The organism is Streptomyces pseudogriseolus, assembly GCA_002154585.1.
GTDB lineage: Bacteria > Actinomycetota > Actinomycetes > Streptomycetales > Streptomycetaceae > Streptomyces > Streptomyces pseudogriseolus.
This window is the reverse complement of the sequence record MUNG01000490.1, coordinates 1-11108: the sequence shown is the minus strand read 5'-3', so window position 1 is coordinate 11108 and position 11108 is coordinate 1. Positions and strand designations below refer to the sequence as shown.

The 11108-nt window shown below is 75.1% G+C and carries 9 protein-coding genes and 1 pseudogene; 6 read left to right on the top strand and 4 right to left on the bottom strand.

Going from position 1 to position 11108, the window contains the following annotated elements:
• Together CCN29_RS35145 and CCN29_RS31630 are read left to right on the top strand one after the other, a co-directional pair.
• Nucleotides 1–139, top strand: a pseudogene (locus CCN29_RS35145) (TIGR04222 domain-containing membrane protein); the annotation flags it as partial.
• A gap of 99 nt (nt 140–238) precedes the next feature.
• Nucleotides 239–1720, top strand: a complete 1482-nt coding sequence (locus CCN29_RS31630; RefSeq protein WP_086685980.1) for an alpha/beta hydrolase — start codon at nt 239–241, stop codon at nt 1718–1720.
• Between the two features lie 6 nt (nt 1721–1726).
• Here CCN29_RS31630 and hemQ read toward each other — a convergent pair whose 3' ends face one another.
• Nucleotides 1727–2449: a hydrogen peroxide-dependent heme synthase gene (hemQ, locus tag CCN29_RS31625; RefSeq protein WP_086685978.1), complete on the bottom strand. Its 723-nt coding sequence runs from the start codon at nt 2447–2449 to the stop codon at nt 1727–1729.
• 5 nt (nt 2450–2454) lie between these two features.
• A complete protein-coding gene (gene hemG, locus CCN29_RS31620; protein WP_086685976.1) occupies nt 2455–3912 on the bottom strand; it encodes a protoporphyrinogen oxidase in 1458 nt (485 codons plus the stop codon).
• Between the two features lie 158 nt (nt 3913–4070).
• Between hemG and CCN29_RS31615 the strand changes: the two genes are divergently transcribed.
• On the top strand, nt 4071–5147 hold the full coding sequence (locus CCN29_RS31615; protein ID WP_086685974.1) for a DUF4349 domain-containing protein: 1077 nt from the start codon (nt 4071–4073) through the stop codon (nt 5145–5147).
• 47 nt (nt 5148–5194) lie between these two features.
• Complete coding sequence (locus tag CCN29_RS31610; RefSeq protein ID WP_086685982.1) at nt 5195–6592, top strand: FAD-dependent oxidoreductase; 1398 nt, start codon at nt 5195–5197, stop codon at nt 6590–6592.
• A 438-nt stretch (nt 6593–7030) separates the two neighbouring features.
• Here CCN29_RS31610 and CCN29_RS31605 read toward each other — a convergent pair whose 3' ends face one another.
• A complete protein-coding gene (locus tag CCN29_RS31605; protein ID WP_006130498.1) occupies nt 7031–7375 on the bottom strand; it encodes a hypothetical protein in 345 nt (114 codons plus the stop codon).
• Nucleotides 7376–7507: 132 nt separating this feature from the next.
• Between CCN29_RS31605 and CCN29_RS31600 the strand changes: the two genes are divergently transcribed.
• On the top strand, nt 7508–8332 hold the full coding sequence (locus tag CCN29_RS31600; protein ID WP_031020308.1) for a rhomboid family intramembrane serine protease: 825 nt from the start codon (nt 7508–7510) through the stop codon (nt 8330–8332).
• An 86-nt stretch (nt 8333–8418) separates the two neighbouring features.
• A complete protein-coding gene (locus CCN29_RS31595; protein ID WP_031062414.1) occupies nt 8419–9954 on the top strand; it encodes a glycoside hydrolase family 43 protein in 1536 nt (511 codons plus the stop codon).
• A 33-nt stretch (nt 9955–9987) separates the two neighbouring features.
• Here the strand turns inward: CCN29_RS31595 and hemE are convergent, their stop codons facing one another.
• A complete protein-coding gene (gene hemE, locus CCN29_RS31590) occupies nt 9988–11055 on the bottom strand; it encodes a uroporphyrinogen decarboxylase (protein WP_006130495.1) in 1068 nt (355 codons plus the stop codon).
• Between the last annotated feature and the right edge of the window lie 53 nt (nt 11056–11108).

Here is an 11108-nt window from a genome sequence, read left to right as displayed (position 1 = left end):
CGTACGCCGGGCGGCGGACGGCGACACCGACGAGGACCGCGCGTATCTCACCTGTGTCGCGGTGCGCGGGGTGCACGCGGTGGACGAGCCGCAGGTGCGCGCGGCCTTCGCGCACCGGGAGCCGCGCCCGGAGTGGTGAACCGGCCGCCGACACCCGGCGGGCGGTTCTTGCCCGGCACCCCGCGTACCGAAAACATCCCTTTTGTCGCCGCAGTGCACCGAAGGGATCACCTCACCGATGAGAACCGCCGCCGCCCTCGTGGCCGCCGGGTCCTTGCTCCTCGCCACCCCGGCATCGGCCGCCCGGACCCCCGCGTCCGCGCCCGCGTCCGNNNGCGGCACCCTGCGCGTCCCGCTCGACTACGCCCGCCCGGACGGCGAGCGGATCCCGCTCACCGTCAGCCGTTCCCGGGCCACCGGACAGGACCCCGCGACCGGGCGCGCGGTGCCCCGCCAGGGGTCCCTGGTCGACAACCCGGGCGGGCCGGGCGTCAGCGGCATGTACTTCCCGATGCTGGGCATGGCGCCGGACTGGAAGCGGCTCGCCGCCGCGTACGACCTGGTCGGCTACGCGCCGCGTGGGGTGGGCCGGTCCGCCCCGCTGTCGTGCACCGACCCGAAGACCTTCCAGCAGGGTCCCGCGCCGGCGCCCCAGCACCCCTCGGCGCGGGTCAAGCGGGAGCGCGCGGCCCGCGCCGAGGCGTACGCGCGAGGGTGCGCCGAGCGGTCCGGCGACGCGCTGCGGCACTACACCTCGCTGAACAACGCCCGCGACCTGGACGTGCTGCGCGCCGCGCTGGGCGAGACCCGGCTGACGTTCCTCGGGTCGTCGTACGGCACGTACATCGGGGCGCTGTACGCGACGCTGTTCCCCTCGCACGTACGGCGGATGGTGTTCGACTCGGCGGTGAACCCGGCCCCGGAGCGGATCTGGTACCGCAACAACCTGGCCCAGTCGGCCGCGTTCGAGGACCGCTGGGCGGACTTCCGCGCCTGGGTCGCCCGCCACCACGGCGTGTACGGGCTGGGCGGCACCCCGGGCGAGGTGCGGGACAGCTACGACCTGGTGCGGGAGCGGCTGGCGCGGACGCCTGCGGGCGGGAAGGTCGGACCGGCGCAGCTGCACGCGGCGATGCTGAAGGCGGCGTACTACGACGACCACTGGCCGCAGCGCGCGCACGCCCTGTCGGCGTATCTGAAGGGCGATCCGGGGCCGCTGGTGGAGCAGGCGGAGGAGCACCCCGAGGCGGCGGCGGAGGCGGAGAACACGCGCGCGGTGTATCTGGCGGTGGAGTGCAACGACGCGCCCTGGCCGGCGGACTTCGCGGTATGGGACCGGGACAACACGCGGCTGGCGCGCCGGGCGCCGTTCGAGACGTGGGACAACGTGTGGACCAACCTGCCCTGTGCCTTCTGGCCGGCGCCGAGGCAGCACCCGCTGGACGTGCGCGCCGGCGCGGGCGCCCTGCCGCCCACGCTGATCCTGGCGGCCGAACGGGACGCGGCCACCCCGTACGACGGGGCGCTGGAGCTGCACCGGCGGCTGGCCGGGTCGGCGCTGGTGACGGAGCGCGACGCCGGCAGCCACGGCCTCGCGGGCGGCGCCAACGCGTGCGTGAACGCGTATCTGACGGCGTATCTGCTGGAGGGCCGGGTGCCGGGGCGGCGCGCGTCCTGCGCACCTCACCCGGCGCCCGAACCCACGGCGCCCGCGACCTGAGCGGCGTCAGGCCAGACCGGCGACCAGCTCGGCGACGTCCTTGCGGCGGCCCGTGAAGAACGGGACCTCCTCACGGACGTGCATCCGCGCCTCCGAGCCGCGCAGGTGACGCATCAGGTCGACGATGCGGTACAGCTCGTCGGCCTCGAAGGCGAGGATCCACTCGTAGTCGCCGAGGGAGAACGAGGCGACCGTGTTGGCGCGCACGTCCGGGTAGCCGCGGGCCATCTTGCCGTGGTCCGCGAGCATCCGGCGCCGGTCCTCGTCCGGCAGCAGGTACCAGTCGTAGGAGCGCACGAACGGGTAGACGCTCACGTAGTTGCGGGGCGTCTCGTCGGCGAGGAACGCCGGGATGTGCGAGCGGTTGAACTCGGCGGGGCGGTGCAGCGCCATGTTCGACCAGACCGGCTCGAGGGCGCGGCCCAGGCGGGTGCGGCGGAAGAGGTTGTAGGCCTCCTGCAGCTGGTCGGCGGTCTCGGCGTGCCACCAGATCATGAGGTCGGCGTCCGCGCGCAGGCCCGACACGTCGTAGGTGCCGCGGATCGTGACGTCCTTGGCGGCGAGCTGGTCGAACAGCTCCTGGACCTCCTCGGCGTAGCCGGCGCGGTCCTCCGGCAGGACGTCCTTCAGCTTGAACACGGACCACAGGGTGTAGCGGATGACCTCGTTGAGGTCCTTGGCCAGCTTGCCCTTGTTGGGGATCCGGTCGGGGGTGGCGTCGTCACTCATGTCCCTCATTCTCCCGCTCCTCCGTGAAGGCTTTGCACCGGGTGCGCGGTGAGCTCCTCCACACCGCGCAGGTCACCGCTGATCTGATCGGCGGCGGCGTAGGCGCTCGCGATGCAGGCGGGGACGCCGACGCCGTCGTACGCGGCGCCGCAGACGGCCAGCCCGGACAGGCCCGCGAGGTGCTCGCGGACGCGGGCCACGCGCGCGTGGTGGCCGACCGGGTACTGCGGCAGGCCGTCGTCCCAGCGGGTCACGCGGGCGGCGACCGGGGCGGCGTCCAGGCCGGTGGCCGCCTTCAGGTCGTGCCGGGACAGCTCCACCAGCTCGTCGTCGTCGCGGTGCAGCACCTCCGTCTCGCCGTGGCGGCCCACGGAGGTACGCACGACGGCCAGGTCCGGGTTCTCCTCGGCGATCCAGCCCCACTTGCGGGACGCGAACGTGGCCGCCTTGATCGTGCGGCCGTCCACGGGCGGCACCAGGAACCCGCTGCCCTCGGGCAGCCGCGCCTCGTCGCGCCGGTAGGCGAGGGTGATCAGAGCCATCGAGGCGTACTCGACGGCGGACAGCTCGGCGGCGGCGCCCGGCGCCTCGGCGCGCAGCAGACCGGCGGCGGCCGGTGCGGGCACGGCGACGACGACGGCGTCGGCGTGCAGCACCTCGCCGCCGGCGACGAGCCGCCAGCCGTCGTCGGGGTCGCGGCGCAGTGCGGTGACCGGGGTGCCGGTGAGGACGCGGACGCCGCGGGAGCGCAGGGAGTCGGCGACCGCGAGCGGCAGGGTGCCCACGCCGCCCGCGACGCCCGTGAAGACGGGCCCGGCCTGCGGTGCGCCGGCCGTTTTCGCCTGGACGGCGCGGACCGCCTCGGTCAGGGTGGTGTGCGCGCGGGCGGCCTCGAACAGCTGCGGGACGGCCGAGCGCATCGAGATGCGGTACGCGTCCCCCGCGTACACCCCGCCGAGCAGCGGCTCCACCAGCCGGTCGACGACCTCCCGGCCGAGCCGCTCGGCGACGTACGCGCCGATGGCGACGTCGTCGCCGACCTCGGTGGGCGGCAGTTCCGCGTCCCGTTCGATCCGGGCCAGCCCTTCGTCGGACAGCACCCCGGCGAGGGCGGCGGCGGTGCCGGGGACGCCCATGACGTGCCCCTTCGGCATGGGGCGCAGCGCGCCGCGGGTCCACAGCGCGGCGGAGGCGGTGGCGGGCGGCTGGAGCCGGTCGGCCAGGCCCACCGCGCGGGCGAGTCCGACCGCCTCGGGCCGGCGGGCCAGCAGCGACTCGGCGCCGAGGTCGACGCGGGCGCCGGCGATCTCGCCGGGCAGCAGTTTGCCGCCGACCCGTTCCGAGGCCTCCAGCACGGTGACCCGCGCCCCGTGCTCCAGCAGCCGGTGCGCGGCGGCCAGTCCGGCGATGCCCGCTCCGACGACGACGGCGTGCCGGCCGCCGTCCGTGTGTGATCCGCTCATGCCCTCCACCCTCTCAGACGCCGCCCGCCGGCCCGCCAGGGCCGTGTGGCCCCGTCGAGTCCCTACCGTGACCCCATCGCGACCGTCCGGCCCGAACGCCCGGTCCCCTCCCGGCGTCGGAGGAGCGTCAGCCGTCAGGACACGAGGGGGAGCCCCGCATGCGCACACGACGATCCGTACGATCCGCCCACGCCCTCGCCGGGGCCCTGCTGGCGGCCGCCCTCGCGGTCACCGGGTGCGGTGCCGGCGGCGACAGCGGCGACAGCACCGACAGCAAGGCCGCGGGAGGGAAGGGGGTGGCGGCGGACGAGAGGGCGCCCGCGGAGGCGGCGCCGGGGTCCGCGGACCAGGGCGCGCCCGGCGGGGCGGCGGACCGGTCGCGGTCCGCCGTGCCGTCCGCGCCCCGGGTGGCGGCGGAGCACATCATCCGCACCGCCTCCCTGACGGTGCGCGTCAAGGACGTGCCGACGGCGCTCGACGAGGCCCGCACCGCGGCCGTGAACGCGGGCGGCTACGTCGGCGACGAGACCACCCGCCGGGACGGCCGGGGTCACGAGCTCACCCGTGTCGTCCTGCGCGTCCCCGTCGACGCGTACGAGGAGGTGCTGGCGAACCTGGAGGGCACGGGCACGCTGATCGAGCGCAGCGCGAACGCGGAGGACGTCACCGGCCAGGTGGTCGACGTGGAGAGCCGGATCCGGTCGCAGCGGGCGAGCGTGGCGCGGATCCGCGAGCTGATGGACCGGGCGACGCGGCTCAGCGACGTGGTGACGCTGGAGGGCGAACTGAGCAGCCGCCAGGCGGACCTGGAGTCGCTGCTCGCCCAGCAGGCGTCCCTGAAGGACCGCACGAGCCTCGCCACGATCACCCTCACGCTGTCCGAGACGCCGGTGCGGAAGGCGGCGGAGAAGGGGGACGACGACCCGGGGTTCCTGGACGCGCTCGCGGGCGGCTGGGGCGTCTTCCTGACGCTGCTGCGCTGGCTGACGGTGGCGCTCGGCGCGGTCCTGCCGTTCGCGGTGGTGGCGGCGGTGGCCGTCCTGGGGTGGCGGAAGCTGGTCGGCCCCCGGCTGCCGCGCCGCCCGCGGCAGCCGGGGGCCGCGACGGGCGGCGGCCCGGGCACGGGCACCGGCACGCTGCCCGTGGCCCCGCCGGTCGCGGGGTACGAACAGGGAGCGGGGCGTGGTGCGTCCGTCCCGGAGCGCGCCACGGACGCCGGGAGCGACGACGCCTGAGGGACCTCTCGTCCCCCGCCTCCGTCCCTCCCCGTAGCGTGGGCCGCATGAACACGAGCGCTGCGCGCGGGGCGAGAGAACGGCTGGTCGTGATCGGCGGCGACGCCGCGGGGATGTCCGCGGCGTCGCAGGCGCGGCGGATGAAGGGCCCGGACGAGCTGGAGATCGTGGCGTTCGAACGCGGCCACTTCACCTCCTACTCCGCCTGCGGCATCCCCTACTGGGTGGGCGGCGACGTCGACGACCGGGACCGGCTGATCGCCCGTACCCCCGAGGAACACCGGGCGCGGGACATCGACGTGCGGCTGCGCACCGAGGTCACGGAGATCGACGTGGACCGGGGGCGGGTGCGCGCCCGTGACCTGGAGTCCGGCGCCGAGGCGTGGACGTCGTACGACAAGCTGGTGATCGCGACCGGTGCGCGGCCGGTCCGCCCGGACCTGCCCGGGATCGACGCGCCGGGCGTGCACGGGGTGCAGACCCTGGACGACGGGCAGGCGCTGCTGGACACGCTGGCCCGCACGGGAGGGCGCCGCGCGGTGGTCGTGGGGGCGGGCTACATCGGCGTGGAGATGGCCGAGGCGCTGATCAACCGCGGCTACGAGGTGACGGTCGTCAACCGGGGCCGGGAGCCGATGGCGACGCTCGACCCCGACATGGGCCGGCTGGTGCGCGAGGCCATGACCGGCCTGGGCATCACGATGGTCGACGACGCGGAGGTGACGGCGCTGCCGACCGGCGCCGACGGCCGGGTGCGCGCGGTCGCCACCGCGGACGCCGAGTACCCCGCCGACGTGGTCGTCCTGGGCATCGGCGTACGCCCCGAGAACACCCTCGCGCGGGACGCCGGGCTGCCGCTGGGCGACCACGGCGGGCTGCTCACCGACCGGTCGCTGCGGGTGTGCGGCCAGGAGAACGTGTGGGCGGGCGGCGACTGCGTGGAGGTCCTCGACCTGGTCTCCGGGCAGCTGCGGCACATCCCGCTCGGCACCCACGCCAACAAGCACGGCCAGATCATCGGCACGAACGCCGGCGGCGGCTACGCGACCTTCCCGGGCGTGGTCGGCACGGCGGTCAGCAAGGTGTGCGACCTGGAGATCGCGCGCACCGGCCTGCGCGAGAAGGACGCCCACCGGGTGGGCCTGCGGTTCGAGGCGGTGACGATCGAGTCGACCAGCCGCGCCGGCTACTACCCGAACGCCGCCCCCATGACGGTGAAGATGCTGGCGGAACTGGGCACGGGCCGCCTCCTCGGCGTCCAGATCGTCGGCCGCGAGGGCGCGGGCAAGCGCGTGGACATCGCGGCGGTCGCCCTCACCGCGGGCATGACGGTCCACCAGGTCGCGGCCCTGGACCTGGGCTACGCCCCGCCGTTCTCCCCGGTGTGGGACCCGGTACAGGTGGCGGCACGGAAGGCGGCGACGAGGATCACCGCATCCCGGTGACCACGACCGTCCCGCCGGTACGACCGACGGGGCGATGCCGGCTCACGACGGGGCGGCCCGCCTGCCGACGGTCACCCACGCCGGCTGCCGCCCGACGAGCCCCGACACACGCCGCCGACGCCGGCACGGCTTATGTGGGTGTGGGCTCGCCCTCGACGGCACGGAAACCCGGGCCCGGCAGGCGAGTCGGACCCGACGCGCCCCGCGTCTTCCGCGCCCCCGCGCACGACCGCCGCGCCCCGCGGCACACGCACCCCTCGGCGGGACGGCGTCACGGCGTCCCGACGCCGGCACGGCTTATGTGGGCGTGGGCTCGCCCTCGACGGCACGGAAACCCGGGCGCGGCAGGCGAGTCGGACCCGACGCGCCCCGCGTCTTCCGCGCCCCCGCGCACGACCGCCGCGCCCCGCGGCACACGCACCCCTCGGCGGGACGGCGCTACGCCGTCCCGTTGATCCGTTCAATCGCCTGGCGGGCCTGTTCCGCCGGGGGGCGGGACGGCAGGGAGGAGACCGAGCCGGACGCCGGCGTGGAGGCGGTGGACGGGGGGACGGCGGGCGGCTGTTCGCCGGCGGGCCGGGCGTGCGCGGCGCCGGCGCGCACGGACCGCAGGCGGTGGCCGACCGCCTCGTCCAGCGTCACAGGACGCTGCATCTGCGAGGCGAGCCGCCCCGCCTCCTGGCCGAGCCGGGCGACGTCCTCCCAGGGGAGGCGGACCACGAGCGTCAGCTCGGCCTCGCCGTCGGGCAGCGCGTGCACGGGGACGGTCACTCGGTCGTTCATCGCCTGTGTCCTCACGTCGACCCCGCGGCGCCTTCCCCGCGCCGCGGGCGGTTGTGGAGACATACGCGCGGCGGACGGGCGGCGTTCAGGGGCCCGCTGATTCACCGGCGGCGGTCCGGGCACATGTGGGATGTGGTCATCCCCGTCCATGACGTGAACCCCGCGCGGCGCACCCCCTGGGTGACGTACGCGCTGCTCGTCGCGAACATCGTGGTCTTCGTGGCGCTCACGCCCGGCGTCGTCGGCTCCCTGACCGGGGGCGGCGGCAGCCTGGCGGAGCTGTGCCACCTCCAGGCGTTCCTGGAGCGGTGGGCGGTGGTGCCGAGGGAGCTGATCCACCACCAGATGCCGAGCCTGGTGCCGACCGGCGCCACCGGCGTGGGCCCGCAGGGCGCGGGCTGCGTGATCGGCCCGCCGCGCTACGACAAGTCGCCCGAACTGAGCGTGCTGACGGCGATGTTCCTGCACGGCGGCTGGCTGCACCTGCTGGGCAACATGCTGTTCCTGTGGATCTTCGGCAACAACGTCGAGGACCGCATGGGCCACCTCCGCTTCCTGCTGTTCTACCTGGTCTGCGGCTACGCGGCCGCGTACGGCTTCGCGGTGCTGGACGGCAGCTCGGGCGAGCCGCTGATCGGCGCGTCGGGGGCGATCGCCGGCGTGCTGGGCGCGTATCTGGTCCTCTATCCGCGGGCGCGGGTCTGGGTGCTGGTGCCGTTCCTGATCTTCCTGCCGCTGCGGCTGCCCGCGTGGATCGTGCTGGGCCTGTGGTTCGTCCTCCAGGCGGTGTACTCGGCAGGCCAGGGCGTGACGGACGCGGGCACGGTGGCGTACGCGGCGCACGTGGTGGGTTTCGTGGTCGGCATGCTGCTGGCGTGGCCGCTGAAGCCGGGCACTCCCCCGCCGCCCGAGCCGCGCGGCATCCTCTTCGGCAGACGGGCGCGTCCCGGCCGGTAGCGGGCACTCCGTGCGCGGCAGGCCTGCCGCTTGATCGTCCGCGCGCCTAGACTCCCCGCAGCGACCGCCGTTCGAAGGGGAGAACCGTGTTCGACCACACGTACGACAATCCGGTGATCAGCGGTTTCCATCCCGATCCGAGCGTGTGCCGGGTCGGTGACGACTACTACCTGGTGTGCTCCAGCTTCGAGTACTTCCCCGGACTGCCGCTCTTCCACAGCCGGGACCTCGTGCACTGGGAGCAGATCGGCAACGTGCTCGACCGCCCGTCTCAGCTGCCGCTGCCGCTCCCCGGCTCGAAGGCGTCCGGCGGTCTCTACGCCCCCACCATCCGCCATCACGACGGCTTCTTCTGGGTCGTCGACACCAACGTCGACGGCGGCGGCAACTTCGTGGTGCGGGCCGAGCGGCCCGAGGGCCCGTGGAGCGACCCGGTGTGGATCGACGTGGAGGGGATCGACCCCGACCTGGCGTGGGAGGAGGACGGCGCCTGCTGGTGCGCCTTCTCCGGTCCGGCGGGCGGCATCAACCTGGCGCGGATCGACCCCGTCGAGGGCACGGTGCTGGAGGGGCCCTTCCCCACCTGGTCGGGCAGCGGCCTGAAGTACCCGGAGGCGCCGCACCTCCTGCGCGTCGGCGACTGGTGGTACCTGCTGATCGCCGAGGGCGGCACGGAACGCGGCCACGCGGTGTCGGTGGCGCGTGCCCGCTCCCCGCGCGGCCCCTGGGAGGGCGCGCCCGGCAACCCGCTGCTGTCGCACAGCGGCACCGGCCGCCCGATCCAGAACACCGGCCACGCCGACCTGGTCCAGGCGCCCGACGGCGGCTGGTGGATGGTGCTGCTCGGCGTCCGCCCGCGCGGGTTCACGCCCGACGTGCACGTCCTGGGCCGGGAGACGTTCCTGACGCCCGTGGAGTGGGACGAGGACGGCTGGCCGGTCGTGGCCCCCGTGCCCGAGCGTCACCGTGCGCCGGGCGGCGCCTGGCATCCCGTACCGGCCCCGCCCGCCCGCGACGACTTCGACGGGACCGCCCTCGCACCGCACTGGATCTCGCCGTTCGCCCGCCCGGAGGGCTCCTGGTCGCTGACCGAGCGCCCCGGCTCGCTGGTGCTGCACGCCACCGGGCCGACCCTGGACACCCCCGGGTACACGTTCGTCGGGCGCCGCCAGCAGCACCACGAGTGCCGCGTCACCGCCCTGGTCGACCCGGGCACGGGACGCGGCGGTCTGTGCGTACGGCTGGACGAGGCCCACCATTACGAGGTGGAGGTTGGCGACGGGGAGGTACGGGTCGTCGCCCGGATCGGGCCGCTCAGCCAGACCGTGGCCCAGCGGCTCGCCCCGCCCGGTCCGCTGACCCTCGGCGTGACCGTCCGCACCTCGGACCTGGTGCCCGCGTCGCCCCTGCTCACCGGCGGCCACACCACCGGCCCGGACACCCTCGCGTTCTGGCTGGGCGACCCCGAGGCGCCGGGCGCCCACCCGCTCGCCGAGCTGGACGGGCGCTACCTGTCCACCGAGGTCGCCGGCGGCTTCACCGGCCGCGTCATCGGCATGTACGCCACGGAGGGGGCGGTCGCCTTCGACTGGTTCGCGTACACGCCGGCGCAGGACGGCTGACGTACGCCGGCCGCCCCCTGGACGGTCGGCCGGTCAGCGCGCGCTCGCCGTGTGGACGTACTCCACCAGCCGCGTCAGGGCGTCCGGGTCGGTGGACGGCATCACGCCGTGGCCGAGGTTGAAGACGTGGCCCTCCAGGCCGGCGGCCGCGTCCAGGACCTCCTGGGCCTTGGTCTCGACGGCCTCGCGGCCGGCGAACAGCACGGTCGGGTCCAGGTTGCCCTGGAGCGCCTTGCCGGGGCCCACGCGACGGGCGGCCTCGTCCAGCGGGACGCGCCAGTCGACGCCGACGACGTCCGCGCCGGCCTCGCCCATGAGCCCGAGCAGCTCACCGGTGCCGACGCCGAAGTGGATGCGCGGCACCCCGTAGGAGGCCACGGCGTCGAACACCTTCGCCGACGCGGGCAGCACCGAGCGGCGGTAGTCGGCGGGGGCGAGCGCGCCGGCCCAGGAGTCGAAGAGCTGGACCGCCGAGGCGCCCGCCTCGATCTGCACCTTCAGGAAGGCGGCCGTGATGTCCGCGAGCCGGTCCAGCAGGTCCGCCCACAGCTCCGGGTCGCCGTACATCATCGCCTTGGCGTTCTCGTACGTGCGGGACGGGCCGCCCTCGACGAGGTAGCTGGCGAGGGTGAAGGGGGCGCCCGCGAAGCCGATCAGCGGGGTGGTGCCCAGCTCCCGGGTCAGCATCCCGATCGCCTCGGTGACGTAGGGGACGTCCTCGGGGGTCAGGTCGCGCAGCCGGTCGAGGTCGGCACGGGTGCGCACCGGCTGCTCGACGACCGGGCCGACGCCCGGCTTGATGTCGAGGTCGACGCCGATGGCCTTGAGGGGCACGACGATGTCGCTGAAGTAGATGGCCGCGTCGACCTGGTGACGGCGCACCGGCTGGAGCGTGATCTCGGTGACCAGGTCGGGGCGCATGCAGGAGTCGAGCATGCCGATGCCCTCGCGCACCTTCCGGTACTCCGGCAGGGAGCGCCCGGCCTGCCGCATGAACCACACCGGGGTGTGCGGCACCGGCTCACGCCGGCACGCCTTGAGGAAGGCACTGTCGTACGTCGAGGTCGGCTGGCTGCCCGTCGGGCTCACGTTCGCGCTCACACCGGCCAGTCTCGCACGTCACCGGGACGGTCCCGGCCGCCGGGGATCCGGGG